The sequence below is a fragment of the Paenibacillus provencensis genome (assembly GCF_042678545.1).
Classification (GTDB): domain Bacteria; phylum Bacillota; class Bacilli; order Paenibacillales; family Paenibacillaceae; genus Paenibacillus; species Paenibacillus provencensis.
Map to the genome: position 1 here is coordinate 148629 of NZ_JBHTKX010000001.1, position 17961 is coordinate 166589.

General features: G+C 49.7%; 11 protein-coding genes. 10 read left to right on the forward strand and 1 reads right to left on the reverse strand.

The window, feature by feature from the left end; all coding sequences use genetic code 11:
* The first annotated feature begins 34 nt into the window (after window positions 1-34).
* Window positions 35-466, forward strand: coding sequence for an NUDIX hydrolase (locus tag ACFQ3J_RS00775; protein WP_091158638.1), 432 nt, complete (start codon window positions 35-37; stop codon window positions 464-466).
* Between the two features lie 55 nt (window positions 467-521).
* On the opposite strand, the gene ACFQ3J_RS00780 is transcribed toward ACFQ3J_RS00775, so the two are convergent.
* Window positions 522-1490, reverse strand: a complete 969-nt coding sequence (locus tag ACFQ3J_RS00780; protein ID WP_251580814.1) for a Na/Pi cotransporter family protein — start codon at window positions 1488-1490, stop codon at window positions 522-524.
* A gap of 128 nt (window positions 1491-1618) precedes the next feature.
* On the opposite strand from ACFQ3J_RS00780, the gene ACFQ3J_RS00785 reads away from it, so the two are divergent.
* From ACFQ3J_RS00785 to ACFQ3J_RS00825, 9 genes are all read left to right on the forward strand, one after another.
* On the forward strand, window positions 1619-3001 hold the full coding sequence (locus ACFQ3J_RS00785; protein WP_251580816.1) for a class I SAM-dependent rRNA methyltransferase: 1383 nt from the start codon (window positions 1619-1621) through the stop codon (window positions 2999-3001).
* Window positions 3002-3394: 393 nt separating this feature from the next.
* Window positions 3395-6901, forward strand: a complete 3507-nt coding sequence (addB, locus tag ACFQ3J_RS00790; RefSeq protein ID WP_251580818.1) for a helicase-exonuclease AddAB subunit AddB — start codon at window positions 3395-3397, stop codon at window positions 6899-6901.
* The gene (gene addA / locus ACFQ3J_RS00795; protein ID WP_251580819.1) at window positions 6898-11067 is read left to right on the forward strand and encodes a helicase-exonuclease AddAB subunit AddA; all 4170 of its coding nucleotides are present in this window, start codon (window positions 6898-6900) and stop codon (window positions 11065-11067) included. Before addB ends, addA begins: the two co-directional genes overlap by 4 nt.
* Window positions 11068-11098: 31 nt before the next feature.
* Window positions 11099-12286 (forward strand): exonuclease SbcCD subunit D, encoded by a 1188-nt coding sequence (locus ACFQ3J_RS00800; RefSeq protein ID WP_251580820.1) that lies wholly within the window; start codon window positions 11099-11101, stop codon window positions 12284-12286.
* On the forward strand, window positions 12283-15717 hold the full coding sequence (locus ACFQ3J_RS00805) for an AAA family ATPase (RefSeq protein ID WP_251580821.1): 3435 nt from the start codon (window positions 12283-12285) through the stop codon (window positions 15715-15717). Before ACFQ3J_RS00800 ends, ACFQ3J_RS00805 begins: the two co-directional genes overlap by 4 nt.
* Window positions 15718-15874: 157 nt before the next feature.
* A complete protein-coding gene (locus tag ACFQ3J_RS00810; protein ID WP_091158626.1) occupies window positions 15875-16204 on the forward strand; it encodes a hypothetical protein in 330 nt (109 codons plus the stop codon).
* Between the two features lie 389 nt (window positions 16205-16593).
* Entirely contained in the window at window positions 16594-16953 is a 360-nt protein-coding gene (locus tag ACFQ3J_RS00815) for a histidine triad nucleotide-binding protein (RefSeq protein WP_091158624.1), read from the forward strand.
* Window positions 16954-17223: 270 nt separating this feature from the next.
* Complete coding sequence (gene rpsU, locus ACFQ3J_RS00820) at window positions 17224-17397, forward strand: 30S ribosomal protein S21 (RefSeq protein WP_005547957.1); 174 nt, start codon at window positions 17224-17226, stop codon at window positions 17395-17397.
* Between the two features lie 16 nt (window positions 17398-17413).
* Window positions 17414-17857, forward strand: coding sequence for a GatB/YqeY domain-containing protein (locus ACFQ3J_RS00825; protein ID WP_091158623.1), 444 nt, complete (start codon window positions 17414-17416; stop codon window positions 17855-17857).
* Window positions 17858-17961: the final 104 nt, after the last annotated feature.

Genomic DNA, 17961 nt, shown 5'->3' on the forward strand with positions numbered 1-17961 from the left:
CCTTGTTGTTAGAGGGAGAGGTGCTAAGTTTCAGATGGCAAGAAAAGAGATTTCCGCCGGCGGCGTCGTATTCCGGCATATGGGTGATGAGCTTCAGGTTCAGCTTATTACGGACCGCTATGCTAGAATATCTCTTCCAAAAGGCAAGATGGAGCCGGGTGAAACGGTTGAACAAACGGCGCTTCGTGAAATTGAAGAGGAAACAGGTCTTAAGGGAAGAATTGTTGCACCTGTGGACATTATAAAATATACCTATTATCATGCTGTACACGGCAAAGTAAATAAAGAAGTGCATTACTATCTGGTTGAAGCTGTAGGCGGGAAGCACAGAGCACAGATCGAAGAAATTAAAGCGGTCGAATGGTATTCTCCCCTTGAGGCATGGAGTAGACAACAGCATCAAGGCTACGATAACAACGATAGGATACTGCGAAGAGCCCTAAGGCAGCTCGGGATTCAAGTTTAGATCTAAATTTGCAATTCAGTTTCTACGAAGAGAAGCGGTTTAACTTTAACTCTGATTAAGGCTCCAGCCGCTTCCAAATTTTAAGATAGCATAACGGGAGAGCCAGTAAGGAACAGACGATATTAAAAATGGTCTGCGCATGTGCGATTTGTGCGCCTGGTTCGGTTGTGAACAAGGCAGCCGCCTGATAGAGCAATGAGATAAGCGGGGCGAACAGCAGAGCTCCTGCAACATTAAGGATAATGTGGGACCATGCTACGAATTGACCTGCCTTGCTGCCTCCTATGGCGGCCATCCAAGCGGTAACACAGGTACCGACATTAGAGCCGAGTACAATGGCGATCCCGATTTCGGGAGGCAGGGCGCCGGTGGCAGCAAGGCTGATGGCCATGCCGATAACCGCAGCACTGCTGTGCACAATCGCAGTCAGGCATGCCCCAGCAGCCATGCCCCACCATACACTGTGGCTGGCTTGCTGAACAAACCAGGGAAATACCCCGCCTTGCTCTAAGGCGGGCCCGATACGCTGCATCATGAGGATGCCGAGCATAACCATGGAGAATCCGGCTCCCGCGAAACTGATATATCCTGCCGTATGAACTGCCTTCGAATGCCGGCTGTGCATGACATATTTTAATTCCCCGAGCATGACACAGACGATCCAGCAGCTGATGAAGAAGAGCAGCATGGGAACTGCGTATTTGCCAATCTTCAGACTGAGCAGCTCTGTCGTTACCGTAGTCCCCACATTGCTGCCCAGAATGATGCCGAGGGTGCGGGCATACCCTAGCAAATTCGCATTTACGAGGCCGATGGTCAGTACGGTGACCGCAGTGCTGCTCTGCAGCACAGCGGTCATTCCTGTGCTGAATAGCATGCCTTTTAACGGGGTTGCGGTGGCCCGATTCAGCGAGCTTAATAGCAGCGGGCCACTGAGTTTATAGAGTGAGGCCTCCATCAGCTTCATGCCTAGGAAGAAAATGATTAATCCATATATTAGAGGGAACACGATAGAATGTAACATGATATTGCAAGGACACCTTCTCTCTCTTCCATGACTTGTCTACTGTTCATCTTATGTTAGTGAAGGGACAACCATGACTTTCATGTGAGAGACCAGATTACTTGATTATAAAAGGAGTTGTAAGCATTTTGGCATCGGTTATTCTTACAAAGAGCCGTAAAAAAAGAGTGGAGCAGGGACATCCTTGGATCTACAAAAATGAGATTGAGTCGGTAGAAGGAAATGCGGAACCAGGGCAACTGGTGGAGGTAAAGAATCATCAAGGCCGTTATTTGGCAACCGGATACTATAATCCGGCTTCCCAAATTACCGTACGAGTCGTTTCCTATGAACCGGTCACGACAATGGACAAAGCCTTTTTTGTTCGCAAATTTGATCAAGCTCTGCAGCATCGTGTCCGCTTTGTTACTGGCGGAGATGCTTACCGTCTAATCTACGGAGAGGCAGATTTTGTTCCTGGGCTAGTTGTGGATCGATTCGGCGATGTGCTTGTCGTTCAGATACTGACTCTGGGTATGGATCTGTGCCGTGAGGCAATTGTCGAGGCTTTGGTCGAAGTTGTACAGCCCAAGGGCATCTATGAGCGAAGCGATGTCAGTGTAAGGGAACTCGAGGGGCTTGATCAAGTCAAAGGACTGCTATATGGAGAATGTCCAAGACATGTAACGGTTACGGAAAACGGACTTAAAATAAAGGTTGATATAGAGCAGGGACAAAAGACGGGCTATTTCTTCGATCAGCGGGAGAACCGGGCAGCGATAGAACCGCTGATGACAGGCTGGGGCGGCAGAAGTGGAATTACGATCCAAGAGGTGGAGCAAGACGGTGTGAAGACGCTCGCTCCGATCAACAAGAGTGGTAAAGTGGTAACCTTCCCTTATTGGGATGGTGCAAATGTACTGGAGTGCTTCTCCCATACAGGCAGCTTTACACTAAATGCCTGCAAGTTTGGAGCTAAGCGGGTGACCTGTCTTGACATTTCGGAGCACGCGATTGAAAGTGCCAGGGATAATGTGAAGCTGAACGGCTTTGAGGACCGTGTTGAATTTGTAATTGATGATGCTTTTCAATATCTGAGAAATCAGGTTAAAGGCTTGGAGGAACGTGCTGCAAGGGCAAAAGGAGACAAGAAGGTAGATACCTCGCTTGCCATGACGGCCGGAGGTGGACGTACCTTTGATGTTGTCATCCTGGATCCTCCTGCTTTTGCCAAGACAAGAGGGGCAGTTAAAGGAGCTGTTCGCGGCTACAAGGATATCAATCTGCACGGCATGAAGCTCGTTAATGAAGGCGGTTATCTTGTAACGGCAAGCTGTTCGTACCATATGCGTCCCGATTTGTTCCTTGAAACGATTCAGGATGCTGCAGCCGATGCAGGGAAAATACTAAGGCTCGTAGATTGGCGCGCTGCCGGTAAAGACCATCCTCAAATTTTGGGTGTGGAAGAGGGGCATTATTTGAAATTTGCCATCTTCGAGGTTCGATCAAAAACGCCATCCGGTATAAATTAAGCTAAGACCAGCTGCAGCATGAAGCATCCGTATTCTCTTTGAAGAAAGAGTGTGCGGATGCTTTTTTACTGTACTTATGTTAATGGAGCGATGATTAATTGGATGCTGGTAGAAGATTGCATGCTTGCTTGTATTGGAAGAATTTTAGCATGGTTTGACTTACTGGAATTACCAAACGCATGTTCCTGTAGAATGAGATATGTTATACTTGTGCTTAGACTCTATAAGGTTTTTGTTTCATTTATTTTGAAATTTATAAGTTGTATATCTTAGTTATATTGGTCATTTACAAGCCTCTGTTGATCTTTTTAGGAGGAAAAGTCTGACTTTAAATACATACATGTCAGTATGCTGATGATGTAGTTCGAGAATTAAAAGGGAGGAATTCAATAAATGCCGCTTCATATGATGATTGGACGAGCCGGTAGTGGAAAAAGCACGGCTATTATCAATCAAATTACAGCCCAGCTTCGTGAGAACCCTGCAGGTAACCCTATAATTCTTATCGTTCCGGAACAGGCATCCTTCCAGGCAGAAACCGAAATGATTCGTTCTCATGGCATGAATGGCTCCGTCCGGGTCCAAGTGCTTGATTTTCGCAGGCTCAGCTTGAGAGTGATGCAGGAAACAGGAGGATCTGCACTCATTCCAATTCGGGCAGAAGGCAAGAAAATGCTGCTCTACAAAATAATGCAGAAGCGCAAGGATGAGCTTAAGATTTTTTCGGCATCGGGTACACAAATGGGATTTGCCCATCAATTGAGTTCTCTGTATGCGGAAATGAAGCGATACGGAACCCAGGAACAATCTTTGAAGGAAGAGCTTGAGCGAGTGAGAGAGGTGCCCGGAGCAGGTACAATTCTGCACCACAAGATGCATGATATTTTGACCGTATACCAGGACTTCGAGGAAGAAGTATCGAGACTATATATGGATGAAGAAGATACACTGGACAAATTGGCAGACAGAATTCCTTCCTCGGAATATGTGAGGCAGGCTGACGTTTGGATTGACGGCTTCCGCAGCTTTACGCCACAGGAGCTCACCGTCATCAGACAATTGCTGTTGAACGCGAGCTCCGTGACCATATCGCTCACCCTGGACAAGCCTTATGATGCATTGCATATGCCGAATGAAATGAACTTGTTCTATTCTGCAGGTATGTCTTATGTCAAGTTAAAAGGGATCGCTGAAGATACAGCAGCGGGATTTAGTACAACTCATTTATCTCCGGCGCTCTTACCTCGTTATGCTTCTTCGGCGCTTGCGCATTTGGAAGCTGGCTTCGAGGCTCGTCGCGTCCTTATGAAGGATGCAGGTCATGAAGGGATTAATATTTTCGCAGCCGAGAACAGCAGAGCTGAGGTCGAAGGAGTGCTGCGAGAAATCAGACGTTTGGCAAGAGAAGAAGGGGTTCGTTACCGGGATATGGCAGTCCTTGTCCGAAATCTGGGCGATTATGGGCATATTGTTGCACCCTTGTTCAAGGATTACGAAGTGCCCTACTTCCTGGATGAGCGCAGGGATGAGCTGCATCATCCGCTTGCCGAGTTTATAAGGTCGGCCCTGGATGTCGTCAATAGACGATGGAAGTATGAGGATGTATTCCGCGCGGTGAAGACGGATCTGCTGCTGCCGCTGGATGGGACCGTAAGTCGATACGACATGGATATGCTGGAGAACTACGTGCTGGCGACCGGAATTTCCGGCTACAGATGGACAGATGGCAAGCCGTGGAAGGGAGTGCCGAGTTTGTCCCTCGAAGAAGATGAACCAACCGGTTCTGAACGTAATCGCAGCAGGTTCCTGCAATTAATGGAGAATTGTCGTGAAACGATAGTGTCTCCATTGTATACCTTTGAGAAGAGATTCAAAAAAGCAAAGAACGCGAAGGAACAATGTATCGCTCTATTCAAGCTGCTGGAGGATGCAGATATTGCCCGTAAGCTGGATGCGCTGAGCAGCAAGGCGCTTGAGGAAGGAAGTCCTGAGCAGGCGCGCGAGCATCGCGGGATATGGACCGCCGTTCTGGATTTGCTGGATCAAGTCGTTGAAATGATGGGCACCGAGCATTTGGATGCCGAGCTGTTTGCAGGGGTTGTAGAGACGGGTCTTGCCGAGCTGAAGCTGGGATTGATTCCTCCGGCACTGGATCAAGTGCTTATAGGAAGTCTGGATCGATCGAGAACAGGAAAGGTCAGTCATGTATTTATCCTGGGCGCAACAGACGGCGCCATGCCTCAAATCCAGCAGGAGGAAGGGGTTCTAACCGCTTCTGAAAGAGCTGTTCTTACGGACTATGGCATGCAGCTCGGGCCAGACGTGACACGTAAAATGCTGGATGAACGCTTCTTAATATATGCTGCCTTCACCCAGGCCAGCCACAGACTATGGATCAGCTATCCTCTTGCAGATGAAGACGGCAAGTCGCTCCATCCTTCAGAAATGATTCGCCATTTGAAGCGGATGTTTCCTGGGCTGGAGGAGCGCTTGCTCCTCTCTCGGCCAGGACAAGCCCCCGATTGGAAGGAGCAGGCAAGTTTCCTGCTTCGTCCTGAACTGACGATGTCCTATCTGATTGGCGAGCTTCGGGAATGGCGCAGAGGAAAGAACATTGAGGAGTCCTGGTGGGAAGTATATAACTGGTACCTCACACATCCGGAAATGCAGCTTCGACTTGAACGAATGCTCGAATCCGTGTTCTATAAGAACCGTACCCGTAATCTTACGAAAGAAACGAGCTTCAAGCTGTATGGAACACAGCTCAAGACCAGCGTTTCCCGTATGGAACGCTTTGCGTTATGTCCTTTCTCTCATTTTGTTTCGTTCGGGCTGAAGCTGAAAGAGAGACAAGTATATCGTCTTAAGGCGCCAGATATCGGGCAGCTGTTCCATGCGGCTCTAAGCAAAATGGCGATGAAGCTGAAGGAGCAAAACTTAAGCTGGGCTAATCTCAGCCGTGAAGAGTGCGTTTCCTATGCAGAGGAAACGGTCGATGTATTAGCGCCTCAGCTGCAAGGTGAAATTTTGCTGAGTACACAGCGTTATGGATATATTTATCGCAAGCTCAAAAACATCGTAAGCCGTGCCTCCATCATATTGGGTGAGCAGTCCAGAAGGGGCAGCTTTGAGCCGCTGGCGCTGGAGCTGGATTTTGGTCCAGACAAACCGCTGCCGCCGCTGTCATTTACACTGGATAACGGCGTTGTGATGCAAATTGTCGGCCGAATTGACCGGGTAGATGTAGCCGAAGGAGAAGATGGGGAAATATTACTTCGGGTTATTGACTATAAATCCAGCCAGACCGATCTGAAGCTGCATGAGGTGTTTTATGGTCTGTCGCTGCAGATGCTCACTTATCTGGATGTACTGCTGACTTACGCGGAGGAGTGGATCGGAGCAGAGGCTCATCCTGCGGGCGTGCTCTATTTCCATGTGCATAATCCTCTCCTTCAATCTGCCAATGGCATGGGAGCCGAACAAGCCGAACAGGAGCTGCTCAAACGTTTTAAGATGAAGGGACTACTGCTCGCTGATCGTGAAGTCATCGGGAAGATGGATACCTCCCTGGAAAAAGGATACTCCTCAATCCTTCCGGTAGCTGTGAAGACGGATGGTGGATTCTACAGCAGCTCGTCTGTCGCGACAGAGGAACAGTGGGACATGCTGCTGAGCTCCGTACGCGGAACGATTCAAGATATTGGAACACGGATAACAAATGGAGATGTATCAATATCTCCTTATCGCATGCAGCAGCAAAGTGCATGTACGTTTTGTCCATTAAAATCGGTATGCCAGTTTGATGAGAGCATGCCAGGCAGTGAATACAATTTACTCAAGAGACCGGGCAAGAACCAGGCTTGGGATTTATTTAACAGGGAAGGAGGAGAACCGGTATGAACATGATTCCAAAGCCGGAAGGAAGCTTCTGGAGCGACGATCAGTGGAAGGCGATTGCTTCTTCCGGAGAAGACATGCTCGTGGCTGCTGCCGCGGGCTCAGGTAAGACCGCTGTGCTTGTCGAGCGGATCATTCGTAAAATATCAGATCCTGAAGCAGGGTACAGCGTGGACCGGCTGCTGATTGCGACGTTTACCAAGGCAGCGGCGTCTGAGATGCGGGAGAGGATTCGTGATGCATTGGAAACGGAGCTTGAGCAGAGTCCAGGCAGCGAGCATCTTGCCAGACAGCTGACTCTGCTTGGTAGAGCACCGATTACCACACTCCATTCCTTCTGTATGGAGATCATTCGGAGATATTATCAGCTGATTCCCTTGGATCCAACATTTCGAATTTTGAACGAATACGAAGCAGAGCTTATGCGTCAGGAGCTGCTGATGGAACTATTTGAAGAAAAGTACGGAGAAGAAGGGGAAGGAAGCGATTTTCGCAGGCTTGTTGATTGGTTCAGCGGAGAACGAAGCGATGATGCCATGTATGGACTTGTCCAAAGACTGTATGATTTTGCCCGCAGTCATTCATGGCCCGAACACTGGCTGTCGGAGATGGCAGCCGCGTTTGAGGTTCGGTCATTGGAAGAGCTGAGCAAGACGGAGTGGGTCGCAAGCATTATGAGAGATGCGGAGCTGGCTCTGGGCGGAGCGTCAGATCAGCTCAAGCAGGCGCTTGATATTGCACAGGAGCCAGAGGGACCGGCAGCTTACGCCGAGACCTTTACCGAGGATTTGGAGATGGTAGAGCGGCTATTAAACCACGTTCGAAACGGATCATGGTCAGAATTATATGATGTGTTTAGCAGCTCCGCCTTCGGGAAGCTCAAATCGGTGCGTAAAGGTCAGGCTGATCCGGGTCTTCAGGAGAGGGCGAAGGATCTGAGAGAATCGGTGAAGAAGACCGTGACCGAGCTGAAATCGGTCATGTTCGGCAGAACACCAGAGCAATTTCTTAGCGAACTATCGAAGATAGCGCCACTTATGAAAAAGCTTGCCGAGATCGTCATCTTATTCGGCGAACGATTCACTCGAGAAAAACAAGCAAAAGGAGTCGTTGATTTCAGTGATCTGGAGCATTATGCGCTCCGGATCCTGCGTCATGTGGATTCAACTCCGGAGCAATCGTACCCTTCTGATGCAGCTATGGAATACAGACAGCAGTTTGACGAAGTGCTTCTGGATGAATATCAGGATACCAATACGGTTCAGGAGGATATTGTCAGCCTCATTTCCCGTGAGAATCCTGGGAATAGGTTCATGGTCGGTGATGTCAAGCAGAGCATATACCGCTTTCGTCTGGCAGAACCAGGCTTGTTCTTGGATAAATACAGAAGGTATGACCATGACGGAGGTAGGGAAGGTCTGCGAATTGATCTGGCACGCAATTTCAGAAGCCGCAAGGAAGTAGTCGATGCAGTCAATATGCTGTTCAGGCAGATTATGAATGCCGGTGTAGCTGAGATTGAATACGATGATGCAGCCGCACTGTCCTTTGGCGCCTCGTTTCCAGAGACATCCGAATCGGCAGAAGATTATACACCAGAGCTTGTACTCATTGATCGTGCTGGAACAGGCTCCTCGGAAGACGCTGAGGCAATAGAAGGCGAGCTGGCAGATGCATCTGAACAGGTTGAACAGCTGGAGATGGAAACGGCGGAGCTGGAGGCTTCCTATATTGCCGCTCGGATTCACCAGATGGTCGGCAGCTCGGGAGAAGCTACGCAAATCTATGACAAGCATACCAAGCTCATGAGACCCGCGAAGTACGGAGATATCGTTATCTTACTGCGATCAGCCAGAATATGGACACCTCTCATGATGGAAGTGCTGAAACGGGAAGGAATTCCCGTAACCGGTGATCAGAGCAAGGGCTTCTTTGAAGCTACGGAAGTAGAAATCATGCTGTCACTTCTGCAAATCGTAGATAATCCCCAGCAGGATATTCCGCTGGCTTCCGTTCTTCGATCTCCTATTGTAGGGCTGGATGAAGAGGAGCTTGCTCTGGTTCGTCTGTCCGGTAAAAATATGTCATTCTACGATGCAATGATGAAGACCATTGCAGATGCAGGCAATTCGGCCGGTACGTCGTCTACAGTCTATTCGGATCCTGACATCAGTGAGAGCAGTGAACGGCAAGCAGCACAGCTGGAAATGGAGTTCGCTCTCAGAGAGGCTAGTGCAGCGACAGAGACGATAGATGATACAGAAGATCGTATTGAAGATCTTACAGATGGATTTATTGCAGAACCATCACCAGAACGATTAGTAAACGAACTGTCAGCTGCTTTGCAGGATACAACTAAGGCTGGGGAAGAGATTCAAGATCATCCTCTGCATGGAGGTGAGCCTGCGGCTAGTGAAGCGCTAGTAAGTAAGCTTCGGGAGTTTAGCGGGTGGCTTGAGCAATGGCGGCATGATGCACGTAATGGAAGCTTGAGCGAGCTGATCTGGAGGATCTACCAAGACACAGGTTATCTAGACTGGGTCGTGGGTCTTCCAGGCGGAACGCAGCGCAGCCGCAATCTACAGGCGCTATATGATCGGGCCAAGCAATACGAGAACTCGACTTCCCATCGGGGCTTGTTCCGTTTTCTTACGTTCATTGCCAGGCTGAAGGACCATGGCGGTGATCTCGGTACGGTCAGTGGTACGGGGGATACAGATCAAGCCGTGCGCATTATGACGATCCATCGAAGCAAAGGTCTCGAGTTTCCGATCGTGTTTGTAGCAGGGATGTCCAAAATGTTCAATCAGCAAGATTTGAACTCTCCCTTCATGATGCATAAGGAGCTTGGCTTTGGTCCGAGATTCATTGATGAAGCCCATCGGGTCGGTTATCCGACACTTGCCAATCTGGCGATCCGCCGTCGTGCGCATGCTGAACTGCTGGCTGAGGAGATGCGAGTGCTGTACGTTGCGCTGACTCGTCCCAAGGAAAAGATGATTCTTATCGGTACAGTCAAGGATGCAGCTGCCCGGGCACTTGCCTGGTCCCAGATCAAGGATCTCTCAACCATGCTGCTGCCGGAAACCCTTCTTGCTTCAGGAAGAAGCTATATGGACTGGTTAGGCCCGGCCTTATTCCGTCATCCAGACGGGGAGCCGCTTCGGGAAATGGCTGGAATGGAGAATGTGGGCAGTATGCCTCACCGGATCTTCAGTGATGATCCGTCGCGTTGGATCGTTTCTATCACGCCTAGCTATGCGGTTCAAGGCTTAAGCAGTGGAGTTCTCCCTGATGAAGAAGGAATAGATGAGGAACGGATGCATCGCACAACCGCACTTATGGAGCGCAGACCTGTGTTGTCCAAGCTGGAAGAGAAGGTCGAAACAGCTCAGATGATTAATCATGTTCTCTCATGGACGTATCCATACATGGCAGCAGCGAAGACTCCAGCCAGCACGTCTGTTACCGAGATGAAGGCACTGCTGGCAGCACAGGATCGTCCTTCGCTGGAGTGGATGGACGAAATGGAGCTCTACGGTGCTCGCCCAGAGTCCAGAGAAACACTCCATCTGCGGCGGCCGAAATTTATGAGCGAGACCCTGCTCACACCTACCGAAAGAGGTACGGTGTATCACACCATTATGCAGCATATGCCGATGTTGACAGGGATGAGTCTTGATCTGATTAAGGAGACGATCGGAAGATTGATTGAGATGAATATTCTGTTGCCCCATCAAGCAGAGGCCGTTGAGCCTGAACAAATACTCAGGTTCTACGAGAGTGAGCCCGGACTACAGCTGACAAGAGCAGCATGGATCAGAAGGGAGATGCCGTTCAGCTACGGACTTCCCGCGGATGAGACGGATGAAGGTTTGTTCATGCCTATCTCACATGAGAAGGACTGGAGGCTGCAGAGCGAGCTCAGTCAGGAAACGGTATTGATTCGTGGTATCGTTGACTGTTTGTATGAGGTGGATGGCAAGCGTGTGCTGCTGGACTATAAGACAGACAAGGTGCTTGAGCATAGGGGCGGGGTTGCACAGCTGGCGGATGGCTACCGTTTTCAGCTTGATCTCTATGCAAGAGCGTTAAAAGATATTTTGGATTACGAAATTGATGAAAAATGGCTTTATTTCTTTGATGCGGATACGGCAGTGAAGCTCTAGAAATGCGGCGTAAAGGAGTGAGAGATACAATATGCGGATATTGCATACGGGGGATTGGCATTTCGGTAAGACGCTGGAAGGCAGAGGCAGGCTTAAAGAGCAGGAGGCGTTTGTAGACGAGCTGGTCACTCTTGCGGATGATCAGCAGGCGGACGTCATACTAATGGCGGGAGATGTGTATGATTCCGTCAATCCGCCGGCGGCTGCAGAGCAGCTGTTCTACGATGCCTGTGCCCGTCTTACGTCAGGAGGAAGACCTCTCGTGGTCATTGCGGGGAACCACGATCAGCCGGAGCGTGTCGCTTCGGTCTCTCCTTTGGTAAACAATAGAGGCATTACGCTGGTTGGCTTGCCAACATCCGAGATTATAACGGTTAATGCCGCGAGAACGGGGGAAGTCGCAAAAGTCGCGGCACTCCCTTATCCTTCTGAGTCAAGGTTAAACGAGCTGCTCACAGATGACGCTGAAGAGCAAGGCATGCGTAAGGCATATAGTGAACGTGTCGGCGAACTGATGCGGCATCTGGGCCGTTCATTTCGGCAGGACACTGTTAATTTGGCAATGAGTCACATCTATGTCCTGGGCGGCCTTGAATCCGACTCGGAAAGACCCATTCAGGTAGGCGGAGCTTACACGGTGGATCCTTCAGCACTTGCCATAGGCGCGCAGTATACTGCGCTCGGACACTTACACCGGCCGCAAGCGGTCAAGGGTGAAGGGATGATACGTTACAGCGGATCTCCGCTCGCCTACAGCTTCTCTGAATCCGGACAGACCAAATCCGTTGTCATGGTTGATGTTGCTCCCGGAGGCATGCCCTCAGCTAGAGAGGTTTATCTGAGTAGCGGCAAGCCGCTTGTACGATGGAAGGCCCAGGAAGGGCTCGCACAAGTGTATCAATGGCTGGAGGAGGGCAGAGACGCGAATGCCTATATCGATCTGGAGATTTCTCTGAGTGAGGCGATGTCTCTCGGAGAGATTCAAAAGCTTCGCAAGGCGCGAGAGGGAATTATCCATATCCGTCCGGTATACCCGGAAATGCTGACTGAGGAGCTGCGTGCAGCTCGTTCTGAGCTGCCTGTGCATGAGGTGTTCCGCCGATTTTACCAGCGCCAAACCGGGGGAGCAGTACCCGATGACAGTCTGGTTCGATTGTTTCTCGAACTGGTCAATGAGGAGGAGTTGTCAGCGGAAGGTGAAGAGGGGGCTGTGTCATGAGACCTGTCAAATTGAAGCTGTCTGGTTTGCAGAGCTACCGTGAAGCACAGGAAATTGACTTCAGGACATTAACGGAAACAGGGTTGTTTGGAATTTTTGGCCCGACGGGAAGTGGTAAATCTACCATTCTCGATGCGATCACTCTTGCTATGTACGGTAAAGTGGAACGAGCCGTGAACGGAACACAGGGGATTATGAATCAGGCGGAGGACACGCTATATGTTTCCTTCAGCTTTGAACTGCAATCAGAGAAGGGTGTACAGCATTTTCGTGTGGACAGAAGGTTCAAGCGAACGGGTGAAGTATCGATCAGCAATACGGTGAGCCGTTTTGTTGCCGTTACGGAAAAAGGCGAGGAAGTACTGGCAGACAAGCTTGCGGAGGTCAATCGAGCTGTAGAAGAGATGATTGGTCTGAAAATGGATGATTTCACAAGGGCTGTAGTTCTTCCTCAGGGCAAGTTTGCGGAATTTCTATCCCTTAAAGGGGCGGAGCGCAGGCAAATGCTGCAGCGGCTGTTTCATCTGGAGAAGTATGGAGATCAGCTTGCGATCAAGCTGAGCCGCAAGGTGAAAGAGAACGACAGTGCACTGAAAGCGCTGGAAGCGGAGCAGCAAGGACTGGGTCTTGCGAGCAAGGAGGCCTTGGAAGAGGTGCAGAGCAAGCTCAGTGAATCAGTATTAGTGGCCGAGAATGCCCGGAAGCAGCTTGAGGAGCTGACAGCAGCAGCTGAAGGCATGGCAAAAATAAGAGAGCAAATGCTGGAGCGCAGTAAATATCGGCAGCTTCTAGATGGAATGATCCAGCAGCAAGCTCACATTACAGAGCTTGAGAAGCAGCTTGAATTGTCATCCAAAGCGGCAGGTCTCATTCCAATCCTGGAGGAGCTTGAGAAGATACAGACTGAATCCGTTAAACGTCAAGCAGCTGCGGAAGCGGCTAAGGTACAGCTTGATCAGTGGGAGCAGGCCGCATTGGACTGTTCACAAGTAGAGCACCAAGCTGCGAGAGTCTTGACTGAGGAAGAGCCTAAGCTGCTTGTTCGGCTGGAGCAGCTTGAACAAGCACGGGAGCTGGAGCGGGAAACAGATGCGGCAAAGAAAGCTTTAGCCAAGCTTGAGCAGCAGAGAAATGCTGAAGAGGTTCTATATGAACAAACCCATCAGGCATTTGTGAAAGAACAAGACCTTCATGCACGCGGACAGCAGAGACGAAAGGAACTGCAGGACGGTCTTGCATCCTGTGAAGTGAAAGCACAGGAAAGAAAGGAAGTATCGGGGGCCGTATCCGGGAAGCATAAGCTCGATACGGCTGCCGAGAGGCTGAATGAATCGCGTAAGCAAGCCCAGCAGGTCGATCTCAAGCTGACCAGAGCAAAGGAAGAGCTGGAACAGACGGCTTCTGAGGAAGTGAGGCTCGCTGAAGAGCAAGCGCAGCTGGCTATCCGGCTGCGAGAGGCTCAAGAGGCGCTTGCTCTCAGCGGACATCAGCTTGATCGGGAGCTTGAGCAGCTAGGTAGGTTTGAAGAACGTTTGCGGAATGAACTGAAAGAGAATGAGCGAAGGGATCTGTCGGCACGTCTGGCAGCTGAGCTGACAGACGGTATGCCATGCTCTGTCTGCGGTTCGGTGCATCACCCGAACCCGCAGGAGCTTGTTCACGAGCCGGGCGATGCTCGTGAAGAGGACCTCGCGCAGCTGCGCGTCATCTCGGCAGAGCTCTACGAGCTCCGCCTCGGCCTGCGCGGGCAGCTGCATGAGCTGCGCGGACTTCTCGCGCAGCAAGACCCAGGGACCGCGGACGTGCACGCGGTCCATGCCCCGCAGGCGGAAGCCGCGCCTGCGGCAGAGATCGCCGCAGCTGAGCTTGCTGCTGCGGCGCCGGATGCGGTGGTGCGCGATTATGCTGCGCGCACCCGCACTTACCGCGAGGCGGCGGATCGCTTCGCCGCCTCCCTGACTGCGCTGCGCACGGAAGCCGCGCAGCAGGAGACGCGCGCTGCCTCGGCACGGCAGCGCAAATGGCTGGCGCAAGCGGCATATGACGCTTGCATCAGCCAGCAGGCGGAGGTAGCAGCACGCATCGAGCTGCACACCGCCGAGTACGAGGCCATTCGCGCAGATTGGGCGCGTGAATGGCCTGGCATCGCACCGGAGGAAGCGATGCAGAGGTACGAATCGCTTCAGGAGAGGGATGCTGCAGCGGAGGAGATCAAGCTCAGACTGGATAAGAGCGTATCCTTCCTTGAAGAGAAAGCATCCACCATGAACGAGCTTCAGCAGCAACTGGCCTCCATTGATAAACGAAGAGTACAGCTCAAGGCCGAATGGCAAGGCAAGAAGGAGCTGCTGCTGGAACGGGAAGCGCGTCTACGCCATTTGGTGCAGGAAGAACGCGTAGAGTCTCTTCTAGAGGCTGCTGCATCAAGGCTGTCTGACATCCGTGAGGCTGCGAGGTCCGCCAAATCTGCGCTCGTCGCAGCAGAGCTGAAGAAGCAGGAGGCGATGAAGCAGGCAGTCATGTCAAGGCAGGCAGCGGACTCCATTCAGGACCAGCTGGCAGTTATATCGAAGAAGTACGAAACAGAGCTTGGCGGTTCACCATTTACAGAAGGCAGGGAAGTAAGAGCAGCTTATATGCTTCCCGATGCGGTTCAAAAAACAGAAGATACCGTTCAGGAGTTTCGTGAACGGGAGAAAGAACTAACTTTACGGCTGAAAGATCTGGAGCATAAGCTGCAAGGTAGCATGCTGACAGAAGAAGAATGGCTGTCCATGAGTGAGCAGCTGCGCGGTGCCAAAGCACAGGATGAAGAAGCGATGCGGGTAAAAGCCAGAGCAGAGCGGGATCTTGAGGATATTACACGTCGTCATACGCGCTGGATGGAGCTTGAAGCAGGGCGCAGCGAGCTGAATCAGTATGGCGAGCAGCTGTCCAAGCTGCAATCGGTATTCCGGGGTAATACATTCGTGGAATATGTTGCCGAAGAACAGCTCATACAGGTCTGCAGAGATGCGTCAGCAAGGCTGCGCTATTTGACCAAACAGCGTTATGCGCTTGAAGTGGATTCAGGCGGTGGCTTTGTCATTGTTGATGATGCAAATGGCGGAGTGAAGCGTCCGGTATCCACTTTGTCTGGAGGCGAGACGTTCCTGACTTCTCTGTCCTTAGCGCTAGCACTGTCAGCACAGATCCAGCTCCGCGGACAATATCCGCTCCAATTCTTTTTCCTCGATGAAGGGTTTGGAACGCTTGACTCCGAGCTGCTCGATACGGTTATTACGTCTCTGGAGAAGCTTCACAATGATCAGCTTGCCGTCGGCGTCATCAGTCACGTACCTGAGCTTCGGGCAAGACTAGCGAGGAAGCTGATTGTTATTCCGGCGGAGGAGGCCGGCAGCGGATCCAAAGTGGCTATTGAACAGCTGTAATCTGATTCCATTAATAAATTTCAACTTTTTGATAAGTTATGGGATGGATTCATCTATGTAAAATGTTCATTTTTCTCCTTAAAATCAGTGACAATTCGCCCAGCTCTGAATATGTTGTGGGTATGAGTCCAATGTCTTAAGGAGGAGCGTTAATCACATGGAGAAACAAGATAAGAAGAAAATGTGTTCCGATCATCTATATCGTTATGTGTCGGTATGGATGGAGGATGGATCTGTACATGATGGCATCGTGGAAAGTGTAGACGATGAAAATGTATATTTGGCCGTACCGATGACCTGCGATACTTATCAGCAAGCACCTGTTCATGGAATGAATGCTTATTGTGGATGCATGCCTTCCCCGTGCGGCGATTATAGAGGTTTTTTTCCATACGGTGGATTTGGTTATGGCAGACGCCGCCGCTTTAATCGGCTGATTCTTCCTCTGTTCGCACTCTCAGCCATTTCCTTACTGCCTTTTTACTAAAAATCTCACTATTCGATCTAACTTGCATATAGTCATTGAAATACCCTCTTGCTTAAGCAGGGGGTATTTCTTAGTAGGAAGAGACGAATATTTTCAGGATCTAAAATTTGAGTATTTCCTTAAAGTAGTCTGTTGAGTCATATTATTAAAACTAGATATAGGTTCTACATTATGGAGTCTACAAGCTTGTTGCTAACTATTCTTGAAACGGGAGACATGAACTTGTATGATAAACTTGTCTGTTCGATAGAATGGACTAAAGATCTCATGGTTTCGATCTCTCAAGCTCAGCTTATATCGAATATTCACTTATAGTTTCTTTAGTTCAATCTGGTCGGATACATAAGGATTTTGGTTGTCCAATTCAATCCTATTTGGAGGTTACAATTATGGACTGTTTGTTTTGTAAAATTGTTGAAGGAACGATTCCGTCAAATAAAGTGCTGGAGAATGAGCAGGTTGTTGTGTTCCATGACATCCAGCCTGCAGCACCGACACATGTACTCGTGATTCCGAAGAAGCATATCGCTTCAATCAATGAGGTGGAAGGGGAAGACTTTGCTCTGATCGGGGAGATACATAAGGCAGCTCAAGAAGCGGCAAGACAGCTGGGTATCGCTGAATCGGGATATCGCCTTATCAACAATTGTGGCAAGGATGGTGAACAGACGGTTCATCACCTTCATTACCATGTTCTCGGCGGTGCACGTCTCGGAGCTCTTACGGGCATTTCCAAATCTCATAGCTGAGTTTGCTATCGGTAGAACCCCTTTCATTAATACTATAAGTTGCTGTAATCGAGAGTCCATGAAGCTCAAAAACGGTATGGTTTATGTCAAAAATAGTTTCAAATCCCTCGTTTTAATGAGGTAAGTAATTGATCCAATGAGCCCCAAAATACACTTTTTTAGCGGGTGTTCTTATAGAGGTTGACACACTAACGAATTTTCACCTATAATTAAGTTTGATGAACCGTGTTATATGCTCTTGGACGGTCTGGTCGGAGGGAGGGAAAACTGGTGTCTGAAACTAAAGTTCGCAAAAACGAGACTATTGATGCTGCACTTCGTCGCTTTAAACGTTCCATCGCTAAAGATGGTGTTTTGGCTGAGGTGAAGAAACGCAAGCATTATGAAAAGCCAAGCGTAAAGCGCAAGAAAAAGTCCGAGGCTGCTCGTAAGAGAAAGTTTTAGGAGGAATTAGAACAACATGAATCTTAGCGAACGATTGAACGAAGATATGAAGCAAGCGATGAAGAGTCAGGACAAGTTCACACTCTCCACCATTCGATTGGTTCGTTCGACGATTAAGAATCTTGAAATAGATTTGAAAAGAACTTTGGATGACAACGAAGTGCTTGATATCCTCAGTCGTGAAATCAAACAGCGCAAAGATGCCCTCCAAGAATTTGATAAAGCGGGTCGCACAGAACTTGCGGCGAATGCCAAAGCGGAAATTGATATAATCAGCAAGTATCTACCCGTACAGCTTACCGAAGAAGAAATTAAAGTCATTGTACAGCAGACCATCCAGGAAACCGGTGCTTCTTCGAAAGCCGAGATGGGTAAAGTTATGTCAGCCCTTTTGCCTAAAGTCAAAGGCAAAGCGGATGGCAAGCTGGTGAGCCAAGCAGTTCAACAATTTCTGAACTAACATAAACCGTAAACACTCCCTGATTTCAGGGGGTGTTTTTTCTTTTTTGAAACGTAAGGCTTGCATGAAGCGTAATATACGACATATGGTGACATTATAGACTT

What these genes read in the sequence shown, in the direction of transcription:
- ACFQ3J_RS00775 (WP_091158638.1), top strand. Translation starts at nt 35, where the DNA reads ATGGCAAGAAAAGAGATTTCCGCCGGCGGCGTCGTATTCCGGCATATG.
- ACFQ3J_RS00780 (WP_251580814.1), bottom strand. Translation starts at nt 1,490, where the DNA reads ATGTTACATTCTATCGTGTTCCCTCTAATATATGGATTAATCATTTTC.
- addB (WP_251580818.1), top strand. Translation starts at nt 3,395, where the DNA reads ATGCCGCTTCATATGATGATTGGACGAGCCGGTAGTGGAAAAAGCACG.
- addA (WP_251580819.1), top strand. Translation starts at nt 6,898, where the DNA reads ATGAACATGATTCCAAAGCCGGAAGGAAGCTTCTGGAGCGACGATCAG.
- ACFQ3J_RS00800 (WP_251580820.1), top strand. Translation starts at nt 11,099, where the DNA reads ATGCGGATATTGCATACGGGGGATTGGCATTTCGGTAAGACGCTGGAA.
- ACFQ3J_RS00805 (WP_251580821.1), top strand. Translation starts at nt 12,283, where the DNA reads ATGAGACCTGTCAAATTGAAGCTGTCTGGTTTGCAGAGCTACCGTGAA.
- ACFQ3J_RS00810 (WP_091158626.1), top strand. Translation starts at nt 15,875, where the DNA reads ATGGAGAAACAAGATAAGAAGAAAATGTGTTCCGATCATCTATATCGT.
- ACFQ3J_RS00815 (WP_091158624.1), top strand. Translation starts at nt 16,594, where the DNA reads ATGGACTGTTTGTTTTGTAAAATTGTTGAAGGAACGATTCCGTCAAAT.
- ACFQ3J_RS00825 (WP_091158623.1), top strand. Translation starts at nt 17,414, where the DNA reads ATGAATCTTAGCGAACGATTGAACGAAGATATGAAGCAAGCGATGAAG.